Raw genomic sequence first — 26,381 nt, 5'->3', positions numbered from 1 at the left:
TTATTGCTCCTTGAAGGCATTGTCGACGCGGTCGAGCATCGGCTTCATCAGATAGCTCATCAGGTTGCGCTCGCCGGTTATGATCGTCACCGTGGCCGGCATGCCGGCGCGAATGCGGTTGCTGCCGAGCTTTTCCATGCCTTCTGGCGTCACCTCAATCTGCGCGAGGTAGTAGGGTTGTTTGTTGCTCTCGTCGACCAGGCGGTCAGCCGAGATGGTCAGCACCCGACCAGGAATGCTCGGTGTTTGGGCATGGTTGAAGGCGGGGAAGGTGATGTCTACGGGCAGGCCGGGGGTCATCTTGTCGATAGCCTGTACCGGGATCTGGGCGTCTACCTGCAGCGGTTCGTTTGCCGGCACCACATTCATGATCACCGAGCCGGCCTGGATCACGCCGCCGATGGTCGAGGCATTGAGGCCCAGTACGATGCCGTCGATGGGTGAGCGAATCACCGTATGGGTGACCTCGTAGTCAAGCGAGCGCAAACGGTCGGTTAGGGCAGAGGCTTCCTTCTGCGCATCGGTCAGAAGCGATTGCACCTCCTTCTGGAAGTTCTGCTCGAGTTGCAGGGTACGCAGTTTCAATTCGGCAATCTGGTTACGTGCACGACCAATGTCGGCAATATTTTGGGCCAACGCGGCGTTCAGTTCGGCTGCGCTGCGCTCCAGTTCGAGCATGCGGTTGCGGGTCACATAGCCTTCAGCGGCGAGACTGCGCACGCCTTCGAGCTCCTCGTTGAGAAACCTGATTTGCGCGCGCCGCGAGACTTGCACTTGGCGAAGCCCTCGAATCTGCTCCTCGGCGCCGTGGATGTTTTCCTGCAAGATACCGGCTTCGCCGGTCAAGGCGCTGCGCCGGGTGGTAAAGAGACGTTGTTGCAGGGCAATCGCAGCTTGCAGACGCGGGTCGTCGGCGAAACGGGCCAGTAGGTCGGGGTTGAAAATCACCTCGGTCAACCCGTCGCGCTCGGCCTGCAGGCGATTTTGTACGGTCCCCACCACGATGTACTGGGCGCTGACTACGCCTTGTTCGGCGATGGCTTGGGTCGGTTCCAGTTCGATCAGCGCCTGGCCCCGTTTAACCAGATCGCCTTCGCGGACCAGAATGGACTCTACCGAACCTCCCGTCAGATGCTGAATGATTTTGCGGTTGTCGGTCACATTGACCGTGGCGTTGGCGACTATCCCGGCGTCGAGGGGCGCGAAAACGGCCCACATGATGAACCCGCCAAAGCCCGCTAACACCAGCCACATGCCCCAGCGGCCCGGACGGCGATCATCGACGTCAACTTCTTGCGCCGGGTTGGCAAGTTTTAAACTTTTGCTTTCGAACTGAAGATCCGACATGGCTCTACTCCTTCCCCTTGACCGATGTCAGGCTCGGTGAACCCGCCGCCGCGGGTATCACGCCGGCCTGGCGGAGCGCGTTGAAGACTTCATCGCGGGAGCCGAACGTATGGACTGTGCCCTCGCGTAGCATCAGCACCTTGTCGACCATGTTCAGTATGGTTGGCCGGTGAGAGATCAGGACCAGGGTCTTTTGCCGCCGCTTGAGGTCGGCGATGGCCTGGACCAAGGCCGCTTCGCCGAGGTCGTCGAGGCTGGCATTCGGCTCGTCGAGGACAATCAATGACGGATCTCCGTAGAGGGCGCGGGCCAGCCCGACGCGTTGCTTCTGGCCACCGGACAGCGAGCCGCCGTCGGTGCTCAGGACGGTGTCATAGCCTTGCGGTAAGCGCAGGATCATCTCGTGTACGCCCGCTTGTTTGGCTGCGAGGATGACCGCTTCGCTGTCGATCTCGCCAAAGCGGGCGATGTTGTCGGCAACGCTGCCTTCAAACAATTCGACATCTTGCGGCAGGTAGCCGAGCCAGGGGCCCAGTTCCTCCTTGTTCCACTCGAATACATCGGCGCCGTCCAGACGTACCTTGCCGGCATGAGCGGGCCATACACCGACCAGCAGACGGGCGAGGGTCGACTTGCCCGAGGCGGATGGGCCAATCACGCCGAGTGATTCGCCTGGGGCGAGGTTGAAGGAAATGTTGCGCAGGATCGGTAGACCCGATCCGGGTGCATTGGCGAAGGCGCCTTCCACGACGACTATGCCCACGGGTTTGGGCAGTGGCATGGACGGTTTGTGTGCGGGGAAGTCGTCCAGCAATGCTGCTAGTCGTCCCCAGGACCCACGGCTGGAGAGCAACTGTTTCCACGCCGCGATAACCTGCTCGACCGGGGCCAGGGCACGTCCAGACAAAATTGAACCGGCGATCATCATCCCGGGGGTGATTTCGCCTTTGATCGCCAGCAGTGCGCCGGCACCGAGCATCAAGGACTGCAGGGTAATGCGCACGAAGCGCGTGGTGCCGTTGATATAGGCCGCGCGATCGGAGGCCAGGGTCTGCTTTTCAAGAATGCGCAGATGGTTGCCGAACCAGCGCTGGCGGATGGCCGGAAGCATGCCCATGGCTTCGATGACTTCGGCGTTGCGCAAGTTGTTATTGGCAAAGCTGCCGGATACCACGGACGCCTGGTTGGCTTCGGCCAGTGGTTTACGGGTGCTGATCTCGGTCAGGTAAGCAAGCGCGACCAGTAACAGCGAGCCGATCAGGGCGATGAAACCGAGTATCGGGTGGATCAGGTAGATCACCAGCAGATAGATCGGTGTCCAGGGGGCATCGAAGAACGCAAACAGGCCATTGCCGGTGAGAAACTGACGCACCTGGGCCAGATCCTGCAACGCTTGCGCCGGGTTGCCGCCAGCCCTGCGCAAGTTGCGTTCGAATGCGGCGCCAAAGATGCGGGTGTTGAGCATCATGTCGAGTCGGTTGCCGACGCGAATCAATACAGTGGAGCGCACCACCTCCAACATGGCCATCAGCACGTACAGCCCGATTACCAACAAGGTCAACATCAGCAGGGTGGTGACGTTGCTGCTGACCAGCGCCCGGTCATACACCTGCAGCATGTAAACCGCAGGGGTCAACATCAGTAGGTTGATCACCCCGCTAAAAGCGGCCAAGGCGTAAAAGGTTCGGCGTAAGCGAAAGAGCACCTCAGCCAGTTCTGTGCGCGGTGAAAGCAACATGCCCATTTGGTGAACCCCCATACTGCTGCTTGCGAAACCCTGAGTCGCAGCCAACGGCCGCATGACCCAAGGACGAATGCAAAGAGATGCCCTTCTTCGGTGCAAAACTGGAGAGCTTGTACTTAGGTATAGTTGGGGTTTTAGGTTTCTGGCAAGGAGTAGTTGATACAGAGTTGGCCTGGCTTAAGTCATGTCATTTTTCCAATTGGAGCAATAAGTTATGGTTTGTCAGCGGCTTCCCTTTGAGAGCGGTGGTTTTTTGACGATGTGCTAGCTCGCATCCCTCAAGCACCGCCTATACGGCCATCAGTGCTTCCAGGCATGTGCATGAGCAACGACTAGGCTATGACTGAGCTCTGCGGGCAGGGCGTTAACGCCGAGTGTTTGAGCATCGATGCCGCGCTCGGCGCATCGACCAGCGGTGAGCTATGGGGGCCAATGAGTAGCTGGAGACGTGGGGAGGGATCAGCCCAAGCAGTTGCTTGGACTGTCTTTGATCTTCGGCTTTGCGCCTGAAGGCTACTTCGATGGGCCCGAGCGGAGTTAGCGAGGTGCTGCGCGGGCGCCCATTTCGGCCTGGTGCTCGCGGGTCACGCTATCCTGCGCTCATCACAACTGGGAGAGCGCAAATCTATTGCGCCCGTCGCCCTGAGCCAATTGCAGGGTGCTTATTTCGACAAGAACTTCATGCCTTCTTCCAAGCCTTGCAGCGTCAGAGGGTGCATCTTGTCTTCCAGCAGTTCGCGCATGATATTGGTCGAGGCGGTGTAGCCCCAGGTGTCCTTGGGGTAGGGATTGATCCAGATGAGCTTCTTGTACTTTTCCATGAAACGCTTGATCCACACGTAGCCCGGCTCTTCGTTCCAGTGCTCGACGCTGCCGCCGGCCTGGGTGATCTCATAAGGCGCCATGGCCGCGTCGCCGACGAATACCACCTTGTAGTCGGCGCCGTATTTGTTCAGCAGGTCCTGGGTGGAGAAGCGCTCGGAGCCGCGGCGCAGGTTGTTCTTCCACACCGATTCGTACACACAGTTGTGGAAGTAGAAATACTCCATGTGCTTGAACTCGGTCTTGCAGGCGGAGAACAGTTCCTCGCAGACCTTGACGTGGGCGTCCATCGAGCCGCCGATGTCGAACAGGATCAGCAGTTTGACCGTGTTGCGCCGCTCCGGGCGCATCTGGATATTCAGCAGGCCACCGTCCTTGGCGGTATGGTCGATGGTGCCATCCAGATCCAGCTCCTCCTGCGCGCCCTGGCGGGCGAACTTGCGCAGGCGGCGCAGGGCGATCTTGATGTTGCGCGTGCCCAGTTCGACCTGATCGTCGAGGTTCTTGTACTCGCGCTGGTCCCAGACCTTGACCGCCTTGCCTTGGCGCTTGCCGGCATCGCCGACACGGATACCTTCCGGGTTGAAACCGCCGGAGCCGAACGGGCTGGTACCGCCGGTGCCAACCCACTTGTTGCCGCCGGCGTGGCGCTCCTTCTGTTCTTCCAGGCGCTTCTTGAATTCCTCGATCAGCTTGTCCAAGCCGCCTAAGGATTCAATTTTGGCGCGCTCCTCGTCGGTCAGCGAACGCTCGAATTCCTTGCGCAGCCACTCATCGGGGATCAACGCCTCGATGTGCTGGTTGAGGTTTTCCAAGCCCTTGAAGTAGGCACCAAAGGCGCGGTCGAACTTGTCGAAGTGGCGCTCATCCTTGACCAGGATCGCCCGGGCGAGATAGTAGAATTCGTCCATGTCGGCGAACACCACGTTGTGCTTCAGCGCGTTGATCAGGTCGAGCAGCTCGCGCACCGACACCGGCACCTTGGCCGCGCGCATCTCATTGAACAGGTTGAGCAGCATGGCTGCACCCTCTTGTATTCATTGACTTGAAAAATCGATCCGAGGGCTGCGAGCTAAAGTCAGGCAAGGCGAGATCAGGTGAGGACGCGGAATTTACGTCTGTAAGCATCATTCGCTTCGCTCACCCCTTCGGGGCCGCCCTAAGGGCGTTCAGTGGCAAGCCACTGTCCGAACCTGATCTCAACGCAGCATGGCCGACGCGCAGCCGTCCTTGGGGCGATTTTCAGCGGCTGGCGCGGCGGCTCATGAACGCCAGGCGCTCAAGCAGTTGCACGTCCTGCTCGTTCTTCACCAAGGCGCCGGCCAATGGCGGGATGGCCTTGGTCGGATCGCGCTCGCGCAGCACCGCTTCGCCGATATTGTCGGCCATTAGCAGCTTGAGCCAGTCGACCAGCTCGCTGGTCGAGGGCTTCTTCTTCAGGCCCGGCACCTTGCGCACGTCGAAGAACACGTCCAGTGCCTCGGCCACCAGGTCCTTCTTGATGTTTGGGTAGTGCACGTCGACGATTTTTTGCAGGGTCACGCGGTCCGGGAAGGCGATGTAATGGAAGAAGCAGCGGCGCAGGAAGGCGTCCGGCAGCTCCTTCTCATTGTTCGAGGTGATGATGATGATCGGGCGTAGCTTGGCCTTGATCGTCTCGTCGGTCTCGTAAACGTAGAACTCCATCTTGTCGAGTTCTTGCAGCAGGTCGTTGGGGAACTCGATGTCGGCCTTGTCGATCTCGTCGATCAGCAGAATCACCCGCTCCTCGGCCTCGAAGGCTTCCCACAGCTTGCCCTTCTTGATGTAGTTGCGCACGTCGTTGACCTTGTCCGAGTCCAGCTGCGAATCGCGCAGGCGGCTGACCGCGTCGTACTCGTACAAGCCCTGATGGGCCTTGGTGGTGGACTTGATGTGCCAGGTGATCAGCTTGGCGCCGAAGGACTCGGCCAACTGTTCGGCGAGCATGGTCTTACCGGTGCCCGGTTCGCCCTTGACCAGCAACGGACGCTCCAAGGTGATCGCGGCGTTGACCGCGAGTTTGAGGTCGTCGGTGGCGACGTAGGACTGGGTGCCTTCGAACTTCATCGGTAAATCCTCGAACGGTATCGGCGGGCGATAAACCCGCTAGTTCAGTATTTAAAAAAAGTGACTATAACGCGGAGGTGGCGCCAGTGTGAACTCAGGCGGCTCATTCAGTCACTGAATGAGCCGCGGGCAGGCTACTGATGCTCGTCTTGATCGGAATCAATCAGGGGGCGCTCGAAACTGGGGCTCAAGGCCTGAACGAAGGCGTTCTGCAGAATCGCGATAAAGGCTTGCAGTGGGCTGATTTCCCGCTGGCGCAGGCTGCCGGAGAGTTCGATGCGGGTGGCAAACTGATCCGCGCGCTGGTTCTTCAACAGCGTTTGGCCGCCGCCAACCACGGCCTCCCAGAGCGAGCGGAACAGGTTTTTCTTTTCCTGCGCCACGTCCTGCTGCCAGTCGAATACCTCGACGTTATGCAGCAGTGGTTTGACATAGCCATGCAGCTGGCCATCGACCACCTGGGCCTCGATCACCAGATTTCCGCTGCCGGTGACGAAATCGAACTTACCGTAGGCGCGGGCGAAGTCGTTCAAGCGCGTCAGTTCGACATCGGTGACGCGCAGATGCAGTTCGAGTTCGTCCATAGTGCCGAACGGGTCGAAGTCGGCTGTGGCTTCCAGCAGTGCCTGGCCGAGCACTTGTGAGCGGCCCTCGAAGTGGGCCACTCGCTTGCCCTGGACATCGCGGACATTGGACAGGTTGTAGAGGCTGGCGTTGACTGCTGTGGCCTGCAGGTTCACCGGGGGGGTTGACTGAAAGTTGCGAAAAGCCACGCGGCCATCTTGCACATGCACTTCGTTGAGGGTGATTGGCATCAGGGCTTCCAGCCGAGCGCGCCAGTCCACCCCTGCACCGGTCTGTGATTGCTGCTCCGTGCGGCCATCGACGAAGTTCAGCTCAGGGTGTTCCAGGGTCATCCGCCCGACAATCGCCCTGTCGTGCCAGAGCGAACTCCAGCTCAGTGCCAGCTCGGCCCCTGGGACCTTGAGCAGAGGTACCGGCACCTGGCCGTCGATTTTGACGAAAGTCAGGCCCTCGACTCGACCGGCACCGCGCCACAGGGCCAAGTCAATATCGTTAATGTGACCGCGGTAGTCACCCATGTGGGCAAGCTGGGCATTGAGGTAATACCGCACAAAGTAGGGCAGGGCGATGTGCGCGGCCAGCAAGACAACAAGGAGGCCGAGCATGAGCCGGATGGGAACACCGTAGCGGTTTCTCATAAATAAAAAACTACCGTGGATGGTCTGGAGTGTAGCCTTCATACGCTGAGCTGGACTGCTGCGCTTGCTCGACTTAGGCTCTTAAATTTTTCGCAGAACGCGCATAAGGATCTCGCCATGAGCCGCATCTTCGCTGACAACGCACAAACCATCGGCAACACCCCGCTGGTCAAGATCAACCGCCTTGGCCCTGCGGGCGTCACCATCCTGGCCAAGATCGAAGGGCGTAACCCGGCCTACTCGGTGAAATGCCGGATTGGCGCCAGCATGGTTTGGGATGCAGAGGAGCGTGGTGTGCTCAAACCTGGCATGACCATCGTCGAACCGACCTCAGGCAATACCGGCATCGGCCTGGCCTTCGTTGCGGCGGCGCGCGGCTACCAACTGCTGCTGACCATGCCCGCATCGATGAGCCTGGAACGGCGCAAGGTGCTCAAGGCCCTGGGCGCCGAACTGGTGCTCACCGAGCCGGCCAAGGGCATGAAAGGCGCCATTGAACGGGCTGCGGAAATCGCCGCCTCCGATCCCGCCAAGTACTTCATGCCGCAACAGTTCAACAACCCGGCCAATCCGGCGATCCACGAAACAACCACCGGCCCGGAAATCTGGAACGACACCGATGGCGCGGTCGATGTGCTGGTCTCCGGCGTCGGCACCGGCGGCACCATTACCGGCGTGTCGCGTTATATCAAGCAAGTCCGGGGCAAGCCGATTCTCTCCGTGGCGGTCGAGCCGATCAGCTCGCCGGTGATCAGCCAGACCATCGCCGGCGAGGAACTCAAGCCCAGTCCGCACAAGATTCAGGGTATCGGCGCCGGCTTCGTGCCGAACAACCTCGACCTGGCCATGGTCGATCGCGTCGAGCAGGTCAGCGACGAAGATTCCAAGGCAGTGGCGTTACGTCTGATGCGTGAGGAAGGCATCCTTTGCGGCATTTCTTGCGGCGCAGCCATGGCCGCAGCCCTGCGCATCGCCGTCGAGCCGGAGATGCAGGGCAAAACCATCGTGGTCATTCTGCCGGACTCTGGCGAACGCTACTTGTCGAGCATGTTGTTCAGCGACATGTTCAGCGATCAGGAACTGCTGCAGTAAGGGCGGTAAGGAAGCTGCGGCGCTGCGCAGAGCTATTTTCCCGACTGCTTCAAACCAACGCCCCGTAACCTGCGGGGCGTTGGTGTATTGATCGCGACGCTTTCCACGTCGCAGGTTGTTATTCGAACAATGCGTCGCTGGAAAGACCATTTCTCTCCAGAATGGTCCGCAGGCGTTTGAGTGCCACGGCCTGAATCTGCCTGATCCGCTCGCGTGTCAGGCCGATGCTCTGGCCCATTTCCTCCAGCGTGCATTCCTCCTCATTGCCACGCAAACCGAAGCGGCGTATGACCACCTCACTCTGTCTCTCGGTGAGTTCCGCCAGCCACTCCCTGATGCTGTGTGCCAACTCGCTGTCCTGTACCAACTCGCACGGGTCGTTAGGGTGTTCGTCAGGAAGCGTGTCCAGCAGGGTCTTCTCAGAGCCGAGCGTTGTATCCAGCGAAGCCACGCGAATATTCAAGTCGCGTATGTTTTCGATCTCACTGACGTTTTTTTCCATGAGGTTGGCGATCTCTGCGCTCGAGGGGTCATGATCGAGCTTGCGCGTCAGTTCGCGGCCCGCGGCGAGGTATGCGTAGAGCCTCTTGACGATATAGGTCGGCAAGCGGATGGTACGAGTCTGATTCATCAGCGCTCGCTCGATGGCTTCGCGAATCCACCAAGTGCCATAGGTCGAGAAACGATAACCAAGTTCGGGGTCGAACTTGTCCACCCCATGGATCAGGCCGAGATTGCCTTCTTCGATCAGATCTAGCAGGGACAGACCGCGATTGAGGTAGCCACGAGCAATCTTCACCACTAGGCGCAAGTTGCCCTCGATCATACGTTGGCGTGCCTGCGCATCGCCTTGCTTTGTCAGGCGAGCGAAGTGTTGCTCTTCCTGCGGGGTGAGCAGCGAGGAAAATCCGATTTCATTCAAATACAGGCGAGTTGCATCAAGGGCCTGTGTGTAGTCGATGGATTTATGATCCTTTGCAGAATTGGGCTTTGCAGGATTGAGCCTGTACTTGCCCGGCGTGAGGGAAGCTGCTGCAGCCTTCTTCGAGGGAGGCTGATTGGCGTAATTGCTAGAAGCGCCAGGTTGTTGGCGTTTGTCAGCGGCAAGGTCACTTCCGAATATTAAGGTCATGTTATTTATCCAGATATTCCTTTAGACCTTAAGATGTAGCAGTACCTGCTTCGCGGGAAGATTCGGAAGTCGAGTCAAATTGTGCGACCTTGGTCTGCTATAAGTACTGGACTATGGTCTGATCGAGTTCTGGCTAGGTGTACAGGTAATGACCGTTCTGATGCTGTCGCGCGTGCGATTACGTGGCAGGTGAGGAGGTCGCAGGCTGTTAGAGGCAAGTCGTTGCGGTACGGCAAGTGCTTGCACTCACGTCAAAAGTTCGGCGCGACGGAGGAACGATTAATGAGTTCCAGAATAAGGATTTGCATAGTCGACGATCATCCGCTCTTGAGGCAGGGCGTCGCTGCGGCGCTCAGGAGAGTTGCCGAGTTCGAGGTGGTGGAGCAGGGTGGTTCTGCCGATGAAGCCAAAGCTATTGCCAGCAAACACACGCCGGACGTGATGTTGATGGACGTGAACATGCCCGGTGACAGCTTTGCTGCCGTGCGTTCCATCGTTACAGAGACGCCAGCGGTCAAGGTTTTGATGTTGACTGTGTCCGAATCAGAAGACGATGCTTACGCCGCTTTGGAGGCCGGTGCCAAAGGTTATGTGCTCAAAGGTATAAGCGGGCCGGAACTGGTGCAGGCGATTAAGAGCGTGGCGCTGGGGCAAACGTTTATCACCCCAGGTTTTGCCAGCAAGCTGATCAGCAACCTCAAGAAGCAGAACGACGATGAAAAGGGTATTGCTGAACTTACCCACCGCGAGGAGCAAATCATCCGTGAAGTCGCCAACGGGTTGACCAACCGCGAAGTAGCCGAGAAATTCTCGCTGAGCGAAAAAACCGTTAAGCACTACATGACCAGCGTGATGCAAAAGCTCCATGTGCGTAATCGGGTTGAGGCGGTCACGGCTATCAGGCACCACTGGGATAGTCAGCAAACATCGCGAGTCAGGCAGCGCCAGGCCAGCCAGCGACTGATGCCCTTCCCGCCAGGCAGTGGTATGGATTAGGTGCCACTAGCCGGTTGGCGGAAGAGTAGCCATTGACTCCCCATCGATCTGTTGGGCTTCGTGTGGCTCAGTTGGCGCGGAGCGGCTCAAGCGACAAGCTTGGTATTCTCGGACAGGCGCCTAGACGCTAGTCGCCTCAGAGGGACGCTTGTTTCGGTAGCCCAGCTTGAATTGCGCGCATACCCCGGTGCCAGCGCCGGGCATGGATTGGATGTGGAACTTCCCTCCCAGCGACTCTACGCGGTAGCGCATACCGGCCAAGCCCAGACGCGTCCTGCCTTCACTTGTGGCCATCAGTCTGTCGCTCTCCATGCCGTCCCCGGTATCGGTCACTTGGATGGTCAGCAGTCCCCGGGCATAGGACACGAGGACGGCCTGGCCCTTGGCGTCGGCATGACGATAGGAATTGTTCAACGCTTCCTGGATAAAACGATAGATACAGACCTTGTGCGGTGCCGGCACGTTTTCTGGCAGCGCTATGCAGGTGAGATCGACCTCGGTTTCGGTTCGCTGTCGATGTCGCTGTACCACGAGCTCCAGCTCCTGGCGCAAGCTCATACCGTTGATTTCTGGCAGGGCCAAGCCACGGGAAATTTCGCGAACCTCTCGAAGTGCGTCCTGAGCGGCATTTCTTATTGTCTCAAGTGCATCTCCTTCCGGTTGGGCTCCGTTCTTGTTGTTGCGCCCTTGCACGGTGTTGAGCTCATCGACCCTGACGAGGATCAGGGTCAGCAACTGGGCGGGTCCGTCATGTAGGTCTGCGCCGATACGGCGCAGGGTGAGTTCGTTGATGCGCGAGAATGCCTGGTTTGCGGTGGTGATTTTACGCTGCAGGCCGATATTCTTTGCATGCAGCAGGGCCTGTTCATGCATGTGTTCGCTGAGCGCCTGCTGTTGCCGTACGATGATCCGTTCGCCACGGTGCACGATGGCGAACAGTAGCAACAACATCGAGATGGTAGCGGTGCCAACGATGACCCACACTTCCCGACGGACCTGATTTATTTCTTGCTCAAGCACTTCCGCCAGTTCGTAGAACTCGCCAACGGCAATGATTCGGCCCGTGCCGAACTCGCGCAGTGGGGCATAAATTTCATAAAGAGGAATGCCCAGACTGCGTTCATAGCTATTTTCTGCTTCGTCCAGCTCGCCCCATTCGGTTACCGTTTTTCCCTGTAATGCCAGGGCAATCTCCGTTGTCGAAAACGACTTGTTCACCAGGTCCTTGTTGGTGCTGTAGAGAATTGTGCCGTCCGGGCTCCAGATTTTCACCGAGATCACATGAGCGCTCAGCGTGGGGCTGGTCATCAGGTGGTCAATGGCTTGAGCCGTCTGCACGGAAAGGCTGCTGGTCGTTGTCAGCTCCTGTACATAGGGCTCGAGGAAGGTGGTCATGTACAAGGCGCCAGTATCTGCTGCCGCCTGCACTGCCGAGCGTTCGATGGTCTTACTGACGAGGTTGCCGACGAAGGTCATGGTCAACCCCAGAATGATCGACGCGGCAATGACGAATTGGCTCGAGCGACTCAAGCGGCGCAGTGCTGCGCATACCCTTTGCCACCCCGGCAGGCGCGAATGCAACGTAGGCGCCGAACTCGATCCGGATACGCCCTGGCTGGCCTTTGGTGGTAAGGCCTGCGATGGGGATGCGATATTCTCCTCGATGGACATCCGCACGGCTCCTGAATGCTCTTGCATTAGCGCAACCAGACACAGGCGCTTGATCGCTTGATCTGTCGCCCGACACACGATTGCCCAGGCTACTGGAGCACACCTGACACGATTCGCGCCTGCGCTGATGCCGCACCGTCCGTGTCTGGGGGCAAACCAGAGATCCGCACACACGCCTTGATCCTTAAGACTAGTTCAGCCACAGAATTTGCGCGGGAAACGGAGTCCGCGTGGCGCGGCTTTTGGCTCCTCACTAGCCATCAATAGCCGCTGCGTCGCACCGATCAGGGGGAGGGATGGCGGCCAATTGCCGGGTCAACCTGCTTGATTCATGCAGGAGTGACCTGGCGGTGCTCCTGCAGCAGGCGGCGACGCCAGATCAATCGGCTCACGCGTGGGTGGCGGGGCGCCGAGTCACTCAGCCGAAATCCATTGTTTTATGGGCTGTTCAAATGCTGATCAGCATGCTAAAACAAGTCTATCGAGTGATCTAGCCGCTTGAAAAAGAAGGGAAAACCATGACCAAGTCGGAGTTGATCGAAAGGATCGTCACCCATCAGGGGCAGCTCTCAAACAAAGATGTCGAGCTGGCCATCAAGACCATGCTGGAGCAGATGTCCCAGGCATTGGCTACGGGGGACCGCATTGAAATTCGCGGCTTTGGCAGTTTCTCGCTGCACTACCGCGCCCCTCGCGTGGGCCGTAACCCAAAAACCGGCCAGTCGGTACCACTGGATGGCAAGTTCGTGCCGCATTTCAAGCCGGGTAAGGAGCTGCGCGATCGGGTCAATGAGGACGAGTAGAGTCGCTTGCAAGGTACTGAACCCACTGAAGGGGCTCAATGTGCTGATGTTCTCGGTCTTTCCCTGGTTAGCTATCGATATTTCCGCTTCTGATGCCCCTTTGCTAACGCGCTGAGCTGTCGGCAAAGATCTGCAGTGCCCTCCTTTTATGAGCTGGTGGTCCCTAGTACGGTGGCCGCGCACCTCTCCTCACACACTTCCCTAGTGCGTACCCGCTGGCCTGTCAGTAGCAATGGCGCCGTCAGCCAGGTGTGTGCTTTCTATTTACTGCTGATACTGCTGATTATCAGGTTGCATAACGCCTGGCCGGCAGATACGTCGAATCGGTAACGCTAAATAGTGGACTTCAACATAAGCCATAAACCAAGGCGGCCGCGGAAGCGGAGTGTAACTAAGCGAGGCGCCGCAGCAGGAAAATTGCACATCCAGCTGATTAAATGTGAAGAGTTCGTTAGTTAATTGTGAAAAATTCGTTAGTTAAATGTGAAGAATTTGTTATTTTTTGTCATTAATTTTGTTTTTAATATTGTTGATGTAAATCAATTACATGCGATATCTAAATGGGTAAACAAATATTTATTGGCGATATATTGACATGGTCCACTTCCCGGACTTTAGTCTAGGCGTGAGTGATTGCTGACGAAGCATATTGCGCAGGAGAGGGCGCAGTGGCTTATGTCAGCCACCGACGGAAGAGACACACTATGAACAGTGTTTCGCGTCACCTGAAAGCACAGCTTTCATTGCTAGGGCATTTCTTCGATCCACAACTCCGTGGACCACCCTATGCCTGAGGCTCAACGCCGAACCTTGTTTCGGCGTTGATGGGATAAAGCCAAATCATGTTGGGCGCTGATCAGCACAGGCTATCGGTGTAGAGAGCGTTTGGTCCTATCCCTGGCATTAGCCATTTTCTGAATTGCAACGCTGAGCCACGCCTTTGCGAGGTCGATGCACGTCCGTGGCTTTCTGTTTTTGCGCTTCCGCGCTTTGAGCATTGAGGTAACAGCCATGGCCACCTTCATCAAGTCCGATCTTGAGTTCATTCTTCAGCAGATCCTCATTTCCGAAGCGCATGCTGCTGGTGGGGATCTCCTCGATTTACTGCCGAACGTACAAGTGCCCTGGGGCCTGCGCACCATCGACGGGACCTACAACAATCTCTTGACCGGGCAGAGCGGCTACGGCGCCGCCGACACGATTTTTCCGCGCCTGACCCCGCCAGTATTCAATCCGGCGGAGGCGGGGACCTCCTACAGCCAGACCAGTGGTTTGGTGATCGACTCACAGCCGCGCATCATCAGCAACCTGATCGTCGACCAGACCGCCAATAACCCGGCGGCGGTTGCGGCCGCGGCGGGTAATCCTGGGGGCACCACTGTTGTCAGTCCCGGCTTGGATGGCGTATTTGGCACCCCCGACGATACCGATGTCTTCTTTATCCCGAACATCAAGCCGGACTTCGGCCTGACCGCGCCGTTCAACCAGTGGATGACCTTCTTCGGCCAGTTCTTCGACCACGGTCTCGACTTGGTAACCAAAGGTGGCAGTGGCACCGTATTCATGCCGCTGCAGCCGGATGACCCGCTTTACGTACCGGGTAGCCCGACCAACTTCATGGTGCTCACACGGGCCACCAATTTGCCCGGCCCGGATGGCATCCTGGGCACTGCCGATGACATCCACGAGCAGGCCAACACTACTTCGCCCTTTGTCGATCAGAACCAGACTTACGGCTCGCATTCCTCGCAACAGGTATTTCTACGCGCCTATCAACTCAACAGTTCCGGTGCGCCGGTGGCCACTGGCAAGCTGATCACCAATCGCGACCTGGGTGCCGATGGCAAGTTCGGTACTGCCGACGACACTGAAATAGGTGGCATGGCGACTTGGAAGGTGGTCAAGGCGCAAGCCCGTGACCTGCTCGGCATCAACCTGACCGACGCCGACTTCGACAACATTCCGCTGCTCGCCACCGATCAATACGGCAATTTCATCAAAGGGCCAAACGGTTATGCGCAGGTGGTGATCCGTACCCCTGGGCCCAACGGCATCCTCGGCGATGCCGACGACGGCACCACGCTGGTTGAAGGCAATCCACTGGCTCCAGTCGATCTGACCAATGCCGTGCGCACTGGCCACCAGTTCCTCATCGACATCGCCCACAACGCCGTGCCGGTGGGTCAGAACGGCAACATGCTTACACCGGATGCCGACAGCGTAGCCGGCGGGCCGGTAGCCGCAGGTTTCTACGACAATGAATTGCTCGACGCCCATTACATCGCTGGCGATGGCCGGGTAAACGAGAATATCGGCCTGACCTCTGTGCATCACGTCTTCCACTCCGAGCACAATCGGCTGGTCGAGGTGAGCAAGAGCGTGGCGCTGCAGTCGAATGACCTGGCTTTTCTCAATCAGTGGCTGCTGGCGCCAGTGGTTGCACTGCCGACGACCCAGGCCGAGATCAATGCACTGCAGTGGAACGGTGAACGGTTGTTCGCGGCGGCCAAGTTCGGCACCGAAATGCAGTATCAGCACCTGGTGTTCGAGGAGTTTGCCCGGACCATCTCGCCGCAGATCGATATATTCCTCGCGCCGAATGGCTACGACACCCAGGTCGATCCGTCGATCGTTGCCGAGTTCGCCCATACGGTGTATCGCTTCGGCCACTCGATGATGCTGGAGACCATCGATCGCCTCGATCCGAACTTCGCCTCAAGCGAGATCGGCCTGATTGCGGCCTTTCTCAACCCGCTGGAGTTTGCCAATAGTGGCCCGACTCCTGACGAGGCTGCCGGCGCCATTGTGCGTGGCGTGACCCGCCAGGTCGGCAACGAGATCGATGAGTTCGTCACCGAGGCCTTGCGTAACAACCTGGTTGGCCTGCCACTCGACCTGGCCGCGATTAACCTGGCCCGCGGCCGTGACACCGGCATCCCATCACTGAACGCGGCGCGCAAGACTTTTTACGACATGACCCACGACAGCCAGCTGACACCCTATACCAGCTGGGCCGATTTCGTGATGCACATGAAACACCCGGAATCCCTGATCAACTTCATCGCCGCCTACGGCACCCACGCGAGCATTACCTCGGCGACCACGCTCGACGGCAAGCGTGCCGCTGCCACCGCCATCGTGCTCGGCGGCGCCGGTGCACCGGCAGATCGGCTCGACTTCCTCAATAGCACCGGGGTTTGGGCCAGCGGACCTGGTGGTGTCACCATCACCGGTCTGGATGCGGTGGATTTCTGGATCGGTGGTCTGGCCGAGCAGCAGATGCCATTCGGCGGGTTGCTCGGTTCGACCTTCAACTTCGTCTTCGAGACTCAGCTGGAGGCCTTGCAGAACGGCGACCGCTTCTATTACCTGTCGCGCACTGCGGGGCTCAATTTCGGCACCGAGCTGGAGAACAACTCCTTTGCTCAGTTGGTGATGCTCAATACCACCGCCAGGCATCTGCCGGGCAACATCTTCCTGACCCCGGACTTCATCCTTGAGGTCGATCAGAGCAAGCAGTTCAATGCGGGGCTGGGCAGCGCCGATCCGTCAAACGGCAATTTGCTGATGCCGTTGGTGATTCGCGATAACCCCAACACACCGGGGCCTGACTCGAATTACCTGCACTACACCGGCAGCGCCACTGTGGTGCTCGGCGGTACGGCTGGCGATGACATTCTGATCGCTGGCGACAGCGACGACGATACCCTCTATGGCGACGCCGGCAATGACCGCCTCGAAGGTGGTTACGGCAACGACATACTGCGTGGTGGCGACGGCGACGACATCATTACCGATATCGGCGGCGACGATGTGATTCACGGCGACGATGGCAACGACGTCATCCATGCCGGCAATGGCCTCAACCTGATTTTCGGTGGTGCCGGCAATGACTTTATCGTCACCGGCGAAGACATCTCCGAGGTGTTCGGTGGCCCGGTAATGACTTCATCCTCGGTGCCAAGGTCAACGGGCAGATGGCCGGTAATGAAGGCGACGACTGGATCGAGATCGGCAGCCAGGACGGTGCGCCCGGCGATAACTTCGATCCGTTCGCCCGCGATCAGGTCATTGGCAACGACGTGTTTATTGGCGGTGGTGGCTTCGACGAATTTATCGGCGAGGGCGGTGACGACATCATGGTCGGCAGTCAGGGCGAGGATCGCTATGGCGGCATGTCCGGTTTCGACTGGGTCACCTATCAGAGCGATACAACCGGCGTGTTCGCCGACATGAATTTCCGCTTCGTCAATGTACCGGCGCTGCCGGCGTCGAACGCTTCTGTCCTGGATCGCTTTGAACAGATCGAAGGGCTCTCGGGCTCGAAGTTCAACGACGTATTGATTGGCGACAATGCCGACGCGAACTTTATCGCCACCGCCGGTGCCTATGGCAGCGTGATGACCAACATCGCCCTGATCGACGGCATGCAGGCGTTTCTCGACAGCATGCTCGGTGCCGGGCAAACCTCGTTCGGCGCCGGCAACATCCTGCTGGGCGGCGATGGCAGCGACATCATTGAAGGTCGGGGCGGCGACGACCTGATCGACGGCGACAAGTCGCTGAGTGTGCGCATCAGCGTGCGGGCCAATATCGACGGTAGCGGGGCCGAAATTGCCAGCTATACCAGCATGGTGCCGATGGTCCCGCTTATGCTCAATGGCACCTACAACCCCGGGCAACTGGTCATCGTCCGTGAGCTCCTCGCGGGATCAGGGGGGTTCGACACGGCGGTGTATACCGGCTTGATGTCGGAGTACATCGTCACGCAAAACGCCAACGGTACCTATACCGTTGCAGACACCCTGATCAATGGCGACGGCGTCGACACGCTGCGCAATATCGAACGGATTCAGTTCAACGATCAGGCGCTGGTGCTGACTCCGGGCCTCAACGCCGAGCCGGTGGGGCAGTTGACCATCCTCGATGCCGCCACTAATACCGTGGACAACACTCCAGCCAAGGGGCAGCTGTTGCGGGTGTCGGCTGCCGGCGTCAGTGATGGCGACAATATTATTGCTGGCAATCCGGGCGGAACGATCACCGGCGGTATCTCCTACGTCTGGCAGTTTGAAGCAGTACCGGGTAGCGGTATCTATGAAGACATCAAATCGGCCTTCGGTGGCGGCTTCCTCAGCGTGACGGGTCCGACCTTCAAGGTGACAGCGGATCTCACCGGTTTCGCGCTGCGCGTCAGGGCGGTCTACACCGATGGCCACGGCGTGCTGGAACAGGCCTTCTCGGCGCCGACCGCGGCGGTTCTCGACGCGCCTACTCCTGCGCCGGCACCCGCGCCTGTTGTTACTGAGGTCTTTAGCGGTGGTGCCGGCGTGCATTTCATTCGCTCTGACCTCGATTTCATTCTCGATCAGATCCGTATTTCGGAGCGGCAAGCCGCCGGCGAAGACCTGCTTACCCTGCTGCCGAACATCGAAGTACCCTATGGCTTGCGCACGGTTGATGGCTCCTTCAATAACCTGGTGGCCAAGCAAAGCGGTTTCGGTGCAGCGGATACGGTGTTTCCGCGCCTGGTCAATCCGGTATTCAATGCGGCGGAATCAGGCACCTCCTACAGCCAGAACAGTGGCTTGGTGTTCGACTCGCAGCCGCGCACCATCAGCAACCTGATCGTCGACCAGACCGCCAATAACCCGGCGGCGCTCGCCGCAGCGGCAGCCAATCCGGGCTCGCAGGTCGTCGTCAGCCCCGGCCTGGATGGCATATTCGGTACCGCCGATGACACCCTGGTCAACTTCATCCCCAACGTGACACCGGATGCGGGCTTTACCGCTCCGTTCAACCAATGGATGACCTTCTTCGGCCAGTTCTTCGACCACGGTCTGGACCTGGTGACTAAAGGTGGAAGCGGCACGGTGTTCATCCCGTTGCAACCGGACGATCCGCTGTATGTGCTGGGCAGCCCGACCAACTTCATGGTACTGACCCGCGCCACCAACCTGCCGGGGCCGGATGGCATCCTGGGTACCGCCGACGACATTCACGAGCACAGCAACACCGACTCGCCGTTCGTCGACCAGAACCAGACCTACGGTTCGCATTCCTCACAGCAGGTGTTCCTGCGCGCCTATGAGGCGAATGCAGCTGGTAAGCCGGTCGCCACCGGCAAGCTGATCGTCAATCGCGACCTTGGCGCCGACGGCCAGTTTGGCACCGCCGACGATAGCGTGATCGGCGGCATGGCCACCTGGAAGGTGGTCAAGGCGCAAGCACGCGACATTCTCGGCATCAACCTGACCGATGCCGACGTCGACAACATTCCACTGCTCGCCACCGATGCGTATGGCAACTTCATCAAGGGAGCCAATGGTTTCCCGCAGGTGGTAATGAAGGGCGCCGACGGCATTGCCGGGACCGCCGATGACTTCCTGGTGGAAGGAAATCCGCTGGCGCCGATAGACCTCAGTAATGCGGTGCGCACCGGTCACCAGTTCCTGGTCGACATCGCCCACAATGCGGTGCCGGTGTTCGTTGGCGGGGTTTTGGCGCCGGACAGTGACAGTGCGGTGGGCTTGTCTGAGCCGGGCACCTACGACAACGAACTGCTCGACGCGCATTACATCGCTGGCGACGGCCGGGTCAACGAGAACATCGGTCTGACCGCCGTGCACCATATCTTCCACTCCGAGCACAATCGGCTGATTGATCAGACCAAGGAAATCGTACTCGCCCAGAATGATTTGACCTTCCTCGCCGAGTGGTTGCTGCCAGGTACTGCGCCGGTCTCACTGCCGGCCTCGCAGGCGCAGATCGATGCCCTGCAATGGAACGGCGAACGGCTGTTCCAGGCGGCGAAATTCGGCACCGAAATGCAGTACCAGCACCTGGTGTTCGAAGAGTTCGCGCGCAAGATCTCGCCGCTCGTCGACCCGTTCTTCGCGCCTAATCAGGTGTATGACACTGCAATCGATGCCTCGATCGTCGCCGAGTTTGCGCATACGGTGTATCGCTTCGGCCACTCGATGATGCTTGAAACCATCGATCGACTCGATCCGAACTTCGCCTCCAGCGAGATCGGCTTGATCGCGGCCTTCCTCAACCCATTGGAGTTTGCCCCGAACGGGCTAAGCCCCGATGAGGCTGCTGGCGCCATTGTCCGTGGTGTGACCCGTCAGGTCGGCAACGAAATCGACGAGTTCGTCACCGATGCCTTGCGTAACAACCTGGTCGGTCTACCGCTCGACTTGGCTGCGATCAATATTGCCCGCGGTCGCGATACCGGCATCCCATCGTTCAACGCGGTACGCCGGGAGTTCTACGCCGCAACCGGCGACGCTCAACTGAAGCCTTACACCAGTTGGGTCGATCTGCTGCAGCACCTCAAGCATGCCGAGTCGGTGATCAACTTTATCGCCGCCTACGGCACCCATGCCGAGTTGCTCGCGGCCGATGTAGACACCATGGTCGAAATGCGCGCGGTGGCGACCGCACTGGTGATGGGTGGCAGCGCGGTGATCAACGCCGGAGGGGTGGGCGGTACCGAGCGCACCTTCACCGCCGATGATGCCGACCGCATGGCCTTCCTCAACAGTGCGGGCATCTATGCCAACGTAGCGGGGGTCACCACCACCGGTGTCGATGCCATCGACTTCTGGATCGGCGGCCTGGCCGAGAAGCAGCAGCCGTTTGGCGGGCTGCTCGGTTCGACCTTCAACTTCGTGTTCGAGAACCAACTCGAGAAGCTGCAGGACGGTGACCGCTTCTACTACCTGAACCGCACCGCCGGACTCAACTTCGGCACCGAGCTGGAGAACAACTCGTTCGCCAGGTTGATCATGGCCAACACCACGGCGACCCACCTCTCTGGATTGGTGTTCTTGACCCCTGAGTTGATTCTTGAGGTCGACCAGAGCAAGCAGTTCAACGCGGGTCTGGGCAATGCCGATCCAGTGGGCAGCAACCCGCTCATCCCGCTGGTAATCCGTGACAACCCGGCGACGCCTGGCCCTGATTCGAATTACCTGCGCTACACCGGCAGCGCCACCGTGGTGCTGGGCGGTACGGCCGGCGATGACATTCTGATCGCCGGCTCCAGCGACGATGACACTGTCTATGGTGACGCGGGCAATGATTGGATTGAAGGTGGCTTCGGCAATGACATGCTGTTCGGTGGCAGTGGTGACGACATCATCACCGACATTGGCGGCGATGATGTCATCCACGGCGACGACGGCAACGATGTAATTCAGGGTGGCCCCGGCATCAATCTGATCTTCGGCGGCTTTGGTCAGGACTTCATCATCACCGGCGAGGACGCATCAGAAGCCTCAGGCGGCGGAGGTAATGACTTCATCCTCGGCAGTCGCGCCAACGAGCAGGATATGGGTAACGAAGGCGACGACTGGCTAGAGGGCGGCACCGCCGACGGTTCGCCGGGCGACAACTTCGACCCGTTCGGGCGGGACAATGTAATCGGTAACGATGTGTTCATCGGCGACGCTGGCCCCGACAAGTTCAATGGCGAAGGCGGCGACGACATCATGGTCGGCAGTGCTGGCGAGGGTGATCGTTTCATTGGCGGCTCCGGTTACGACTGGGCCACCTTCAAGAATGCGCTGGGTGGTGTCGAGGTCGATATGGACAATATCCTCTTCGATCAAGTACCGGTACCGGGGAGTAGTGGTTCGATTCTGACCCGCTTCCAACTGATGGAAGGGCTGTCGGGCTCGGCGTACGGCGACATCCTGCATGGTGATAATTCCACCCCGACCACACTCGCCGCGGCCGGTGCCTACGGCAGCGTGCTGACCAATATCGGCCTGATCAATGGCCTACAGGCGTTCCTCGACAATATGCTGGGCGCCGGTCAGACCTTCTTCGACGGCGGCAACATCCTCCTCGGCGGCGACGGCAGCGACATCATCGAAGGTCGCGGCGGCAACGATCTGATCGATGGCGACAAGTGGCTCAACGTACGCATCAGCGTGCGCGCCGGCGTCGACGCCAATGGCCTGCCAACAGGACCTGAGATCGCTTCCTATGACAGCATGGTTCCGTTGATCCCGTTCATGATGAACAGGACATACAACCCGGGACAACTGCAGATCGTCCGAGAAATCCTGCCCGGTTCCGGCGGCTTCAACTTCGACACCGCGATGTTCACCGGCCCGCTGGCGAACTACACGATTGTCGAAAATGCCAACGGCACCTACACGGTCATCGATAACGTCGGCCTGGATGGCACCGACACCCTGCGCGGTATCGAACGCTTGCAGTTCAACGACCAGTCGGTTGTGCTGGTCGATGGCCTGAACGCAGAACCCGTGGGGTTGGCTACGATCAACGACAGCACCCCGGAAGTCGGTTCCTTGCTGGCGGCCAATGTGGTGAGTGTGACCGACGCCGACAACCCGGGTATCGGTCGGGTCACTGGGCCGGTGAGTTACTTCTGGCAGGTCGACCGCGGCACCGGTGTCTTTGAAGACATCACCGTCATCGTCCTGGGGCAGGTGACACGTATGTCCGGGCCGACCTACCGGGTAACCGGAGACCTCGCCGGACTGCAACTACGGGTCAAGGCCATTTACCAGGACGCACACGGTGTACTGGAAACCGTGTTCTCGGCAGTGACGGCTCCGGTTTCTCCGATTCAGGTCAACGACGCGCCGATCGGCACCATGCTGATCAGCGACACCACCCCAAATGTCGGTCAGTTGCTCACCGCCATCAAGGCCTTCACCGATCCGGATGGTCCGGTGAACCCGGTGCTGTCGTTCCAATGGCAGTCGGGTAACGGTGGCGTCTTCGCCAACATCGCCGGGGCGACCACCGCGACCTTCACTCCAACCTTGGCACTGGCCGGGCAGCAACTGCGGGTCAGGGTCACCTACACCGATGACTTCGGTACGTTGGAGACCGTGACCTCGGTGGCGACGTCGACTGTACTGAACCTAATAGTAGGTACAGCAGGGAACGATGTGCTGAACGGTACGGCGTTCGCCGATGAGATCCAGGGGCTGGGCGGTAATGACACGCTGAATGGGTTGGGTGGGAATGACCTTCTGGATGGTGGGGAGGGTAATGATCGGCTCAATGGCGGTGCGGGCGCCGATACCATGGTCGGTGGCGTCGGTGACGACATTTACTGGGTCGACCATGTAGGCGACCAGGTGATTGAGCTTACCGGAGAGGGCATTGACCAGGTGAGGACGACGTTAACCAGCTACACGCTGGGCGCGAATGTGGAGAACCTGTGGTACTACGGCACGGAGTCGTTCACCGGTTCGGGTAATGAGCTGGACAACATCATGATCAGCGGTGCTGGTGATGATCGGCTCAATGGTCGTGCGGGTGCCGATCGGATGGTCGGCGGTGCGGGTGACGACATCTACTGGGTCGATGATGCTGGCGACATTGTGATTGAACAGGCCGGCGAGGGGCTCGACCAAGTAAGAACCACGCTGACCAGCTATACCCTTGCGCCCAATGTGGAGAACCTGTGGTACTACGGCACGGAGTCGTTCACCGGTTCGGGTAATGCGCTGGACAACATCATGATCAGCGGTGCTGGTGATGATCGGCTCAATGGTCGTGCGGGTGCCGATCGGATGGTCGGCGGTGCGGGTGACGACATCTACTGGGTCGATGATGCTGGCGACATTGTGATTGAACGGGCCGGCGAGGGGCTCGACCAAGTAAGAACCACGCTGACCAGCTATACCCTTGCGCCCAATGTGGAAAACCTGTGGTACTACGGCATGGAGTCGTTCACCGGTTCGGGTAATGCGCTGGACAACATCATGATCAGCGGTGCTGGTGATGATCGGCTCAATGGTCGTGCGGGTGCCGATAGGATGGTCGGCGGTGCGGGTGACGACATCTACTGGGTCGATGATACTGGCGACATTGTGATTGAACGGGCCGGCGAGGGGCTCGACCAAGTAAGAACCACGCTGAGCAGCTACACGCTGGGCGCGAATGTGGAGAACCTGTGGTACTACGGCACGGAGTCGTTCACTGGCACGGGTAATGCGCTGGACAACATCATTCAGGGCAGTACCGGAAATGATCGCCTCAATGGAGGAGCAGGCAACGACATGCTTATTGGTGGTGGTGGCAACGACATCTTCGTATTCGGGCCGAACTTCGGCAACGACCGAATTATGGACTTCGATGCCAATCCGGTCGGTGGACAGGATCTGCTGAATATAGCTGCACTGGGCGTGACCGCGGCCACCTTCGCCGCCAGTGTGACCATCGCCGATGTCGGGGCGGACACGCTGGTTACTATCGGAGCGGATAGTATCCGCTTGGTGGGCATCAACGATGCAACCACCATCACCCAAGCAGACTTTATCCTGGCGGTGTGAGGAGGCTGCCAGAGCAGAACTAGCCACAAGTAGATACGGAATGCGGCGCAAGGCCGCATTCCGCTTTTTCAGGGTGAGTATTCCACGTCTGTGAAATTCCGCTGAGATACAGCTTGGCAAGTAGTCGATGGCGTGATTAAGCAAGGTTAACCTGCAGAGTTTGCTGCTGTGAGTTAGGTCTCAACTGCTTTGCTGTGATGGCTGTGTCGTCGTTTCTGATTTGGCTCATGCGGCTGTCGGCCAACCCTTCCTAAGCTCCAAACGCCGGAGTACGAGCGAACTGTCGGCGTTTTGCAAGGTAGTTGTCGCGTCAGCCGTGTTTCTTATGCCGCTATTCTCAGTGCCGGTTGCAGTCTCTCTGGGTTGAGTGTGACAGCCCCGATAGGCTGCCAATTTCGAGTGTTGCCTGACCAGCGATGCGGGTGCTGATGGCGGGCTTGCTGGTACAGCGCGTGGCGCTTGGCCAGCACCTCTTGATCCTCGCCGCGATGACGCTGTGCCGGGGTTACGAAGCGGATACGGCTGTGGCGGTGCTCATGGTTGTACCAGCGGATAAAGTCGCGCACCCAGCTGCGTGCTGCATCCAAATCTGTAAAGCCATCCTTGGGCCATTGCGGGCAGTATTTCAGGGTTCGAAACAGCGATTCCGAGTAGGGATTGTCGTTGCTTACTCGGGGTCGTCCACGCGATGGAGTGATGCCGAGATCGTAGAGTTTACTCAGCAGCGCCACCGATTTCATCGGCGCACCGTTGTCCGAGTGCAGCACCAAGGGCTGACCCACGCAGCGCTCGGCCAGCACGGTGCGCTGCATCAGTTCGGCCGCCAGTTTGCCGCTTTCTTGCTCGTAAACCTCCCAGCCCACGCCCTTGCGGCTGTAGATATCCTCGATCAAATACAGGTAGTAATACTTTCCGCGCACCGGCGATGGCAGGTAGGTGATGTCCCATGACCAGACCTGATTGCTCTTCGTTGCACTGTGCGTGGTCGGCGCCGCGTGCTTGTGCGGCGCATGGCTGCGACCGCCGCGGCGATGTTGCTGATTGGCGGCCTTGAGGACGCGGTAGAAGGTCGCCTCTGAGGCCAGGTAACGGCCTTGGTCGGCCAGCCGTGGCACGATCTGGCTAGGCGGCAAGCTGGCGAATGGCGCGCTGTTGCACACTGCCAGGATGGTGCAGCGCTCGTCCTCACTCAGGGCGTTCGGCGGCTGTGGCCGTACCGTGGTGGTGCGCACATCGGCCAGCATCACCGGCGTCAGCGCCCAGCGTTGCAGGCTGCGCAGCGACAGTCCGATCTCTGCGCAGGCCACCGCCTTGCGCGCACCAGAAGCGACGGCATGGTTAAACCGTTCAACGAGTTGTTGCCGTTCTGGCAGCGAGGTCAAACGTCCTCGTTGTCGTTTCCCCAGAAGGCATTCATCTTTTTTCGCAGCACCAAGATCGCGGCGGTTTCAGCCAGTGCCTTGTCTTTGCGCCGCAGCTCGCGCTCCAGTGCGGCTATGCGCTTCTTGTCGGCACGCGCCTGATCCCGATCGGCTTGACGCTGCGCTTGGGCCGACAGCTGGCCACTGATGCAGGCTTGGCGCCATGCGCTGATTTGCTCAGGGTACAAACCCTTGCTGCGACAGTATTCGCTGAGCTCGATCTCGCTCAAGGTGGCCGCATGCAGCACCGCCGCGAACTTGGCTTCAGCGGGCCAGTTATCGGCTTTGGTTTTGTCTCCAGGCACTACTGCGCCTCCTGCTTTGAGCTTGGTACGCCAAGCATACAGCGTCGCTTCGGGGACGCTTTCTTGGCGCGCGAGCTCAGCTACGGAGTGGTTTAGTGGCGGGAGTAACTTGTTCAGCAGGGCAGCTTTACGCTCAGGTGAATAGCTCGACATTGCAGCTCTCTTTGACGCCCCCAATCTATCGTTTTGATAAATCCACTGAGGCGACAACTAGCCTGACACCGGGGGCTGTCTCGTCCTTGCTACAAGGGTGAGCCTCTCCCAGTGTCTGCGGTTCGGAATATAGCTGCTGTTCAGGTCTTCCGGTCCGAGCAGTCGCCCGGTAAACGGGTAACGGACGCTGTTTGGAGGTTAGTCGACTCGTTGATGCACACTGGATAAATATGGTTATTTTATAAAAAAGCTATTAA

At 59.0% G+C, this 26,381-nt stretch carries 11 protein-coding genes and 1 pseudogene; 4 read left to right on the top strand and 8 right to left on the bottom strand.

Translation table 11 applies throughout. The features are described from left to right. The 5 genes from B2D37_RS08510 to B2D37_RS08490 form a co-directional block, all read right to left on the bottom strand. A complete protein-coding gene (locus tag B2D37_RS08510) occupies positions 1–1,347 on the bottom strand; it encodes an HlyD family type I secretion periplasmic adaptor subunit (RefSeq protein WP_079202287.1) in 1,347 nt (448 codons plus the stop codon). Between the two features lie 4 nt (positions 1,348–1,351). Further along, positions 1,352–3,106: a type I secretion system permease/ATPase gene (locus B2D37_RS08505; protein WP_371915434.1), complete on the bottom strand. Its 1,755-nt coding sequence runs from the start codon at positions 3,104–3,106 to the stop codon at positions 1,352–1,354. Positions 3,107–3,753: 647 nt separating this feature from the next. Beyond that, on the bottom strand, positions 3,754–4,932 hold the full coding sequence (locus B2D37_RS08500; protein WP_079202285.1) for a VWA domain-containing protein: 1,179 nt from the start codon (positions 4,930–4,932) through the stop codon (positions 3,754–3,756). A gap of 223 nt (positions 4,933–5,155) precedes the next feature. Further along, positions 5,156–6,001, bottom strand: coding sequence for a MoxR family ATPase (locus B2D37_RS08495; protein ID WP_079202284.1), 846 nt, complete (start codon positions 5,999–6,001; stop codon positions 5,156–5,158). 134 nt (positions 6,002–6,135) lie between these two features. After that, positions 6,136–7,224, bottom strand: coding sequence for a DUF748 domain-containing protein (locus B2D37_RS08490; protein WP_079202283.1), 1,089 nt, complete (start codon positions 7,222–7,224; stop codon positions 6,136–6,138). A gap of 117 nt (positions 7,225–7,341) precedes the next feature. Here B2D37_RS08490 and cysK point away from each other — a divergent pair, with 117 nt between their 5' ends. Further along, positions 7,342–8,316 carry a cysteine synthase A gene (gene cysK / locus B2D37_RS08485; RefSeq protein WP_079202282.1) on the top strand — a complete coding sequence of 325 codons (975 nt, stop codon included), beginning with the start codon at positions 7,342–7,344 and terminating at the stop codon, positions 8,314–8,316. 118 nt (positions 8,317–8,434) lie between these two features. Here the strand turns inward: cysK and rpoS are convergent, their stop codons facing one another. Continuing rightward, positions 8,435–9,448, bottom strand: a complete 1,014-nt coding sequence (rpoS, locus tag B2D37_RS08480; protein ID WP_079202281.1) for an RNA polymerase sigma factor RpoS — start codon at positions 9,446–9,448, stop codon at positions 8,435–8,437. Between the two features lie 282 nt (positions 9,449–9,730). Between rpoS and B2D37_RS08475 the strand changes: the two genes are divergently transcribed. Continuing rightward, positions 9,731–10,444 (top strand): response regulator transcription factor, encoded by a 714-nt coding sequence (locus B2D37_RS08475; protein ID WP_079202280.1) that lies wholly within the window; start codon positions 9,731–9,733, stop codon positions 10,442–10,444. A 120-nt stretch (positions 10,445–10,564) separates the two neighbouring features. Here the strand turns inward: B2D37_RS08475 and B2D37_RS08470 are convergent, their stop codons facing one another. Continuing rightward, the gene (locus B2D37_RS08470; protein WP_079202279.1) at positions 10,565–12,115 is read right to left on the bottom strand and encodes a sensor histidine kinase; all 1,551 of its coding nucleotides are present in this window, start codon (positions 12,113–12,115) and stop codon (positions 10,565–10,567) included. A 518-nt stretch (positions 12,116–12,633) separates the two neighbouring features. Here B2D37_RS08470 and ihfB point away from each other — a divergent pair. Together ihfB and B2D37_RS08455 are read left to right on the top strand one after the other, a co-directional pair. After that, positions 12,634–12,918: an integration host factor subunit beta gene (gene ihfB, locus B2D37_RS08460; protein ID WP_079202277.1), complete on the top strand. Its 285-nt coding sequence runs from the start codon at positions 12,634–12,636 to the stop codon at positions 12,916–12,918. Between the two features lie 1,011 nt (positions 12,919–13,929). After that, positions 13,930–24,245 (top strand): annotated as a pseudogene (locus B2D37_RS08455) (peroxidase family protein). 323 nt (positions 24,246–24,568) lie between these two features. Here B2D37_RS08455 and B2D37_RS08450 read toward each other — a convergent pair. Continuing rightward, positions 24,569–26,124, bottom strand: a protein-coding gene (locus B2D37_RS08450) for an IS3 family transposase (protein WP_154067063.1) whose coding sequence is annotated in 2 segments (ribosomal slippage) — positions 24,569–25,662 and positions 25,662–26,124 — 1,557 coding nt in all. Because the reading frame shifts where the segments join, the coding sequence is not laid out codon by codon here. Positions 26,125–26,381 lie beyond the last annotated feature (257 nt).

The organism is Pseudomonas sp. CC6-YY-74 (assembly GCF_002025205.1).
GTDB classification, from domain to species: Bacteria; Pseudomonadota; Gammaproteobacteria; order Pseudomonadales; family Pseudomonadaceae; genus Aquipseudomonas; species Aquipseudomonas paeninsulae.
Note: the sequence above shows the minus strand (reverse complement) of the source record. Positions and strands in the feature narration are given on the sequence as shown.

What these genes read in the sequence shown, in the direction of transcription:
- B2D37_RS08475 (WP_079202280.1), top strand. Translation starts at nt 9,731, where the DNA reads ATGAGTTCCAGAATAAGGATTTGCATAGTCGACGATCATCCGCTCTTG.
- B2D37_RS08505 (WP_371915434.1), bottom strand. Translation starts at nt 3,106, where the DNA reads ATGGGGGTTCACCAAATGGGCATGTTGCTTTCACCGCGCACAGAACTG.
- B2D37_RS08470 (WP_079202279.1), bottom strand. Translation starts at nt 12,115, where the DNA reads ATGTCCATCGAGGAGAATATCGCATCCCCATCGCAGGCCTTACCACCA.
- rpoS (WP_079202281.1), bottom strand. Translation starts at nt 9,448, where the DNA reads ATGACCTTAATATTCGGAAGTGACCTTGCCGCTGACAAACGCCAACAA.
- B2D37_RS08510 (WP_079202287.1), bottom strand. Translation starts at nt 1,347, where the DNA reads ATGTCGGATCTTCAGTTCGAAAGCAAAAGTTTAAAACTTGCCAACCCG.
- B2D37_RS08500 (WP_079202285.1), bottom strand. Translation starts at nt 4,932, where the DNA reads ATGCTGCTCAACCTGTTCAATGAGATGCGCGCGGCCAAGGTGCCGGTG.
- cysK (WP_079202282.1), top strand. Translation starts at nt 7,342, where the DNA reads ATGAGCCGCATCTTCGCTGACAACGCACAAACCATCGGCAACACCCCG.
- ihfB (WP_079202277.1), top strand. Translation starts at nt 12,634, where the DNA reads ATGACCAAGTCGGAGTTGATCGAAAGGATCGTCACCCATCAGGGGCAG.
- B2D37_RS08490 (WP_079202283.1), bottom strand. Translation starts at nt 7,224, where the DNA reads ATGAGAAACCGCTACGGTGTTCCCATCCGGCTCATGCTCGGCCTCCTT.
- B2D37_RS08495 (WP_079202284.1), bottom strand. Translation starts at nt 6,001, where the DNA reads ATGAAGTTCGAAGGCACCCAGTCCTACGTCGCCACCGACGACCTCAAA.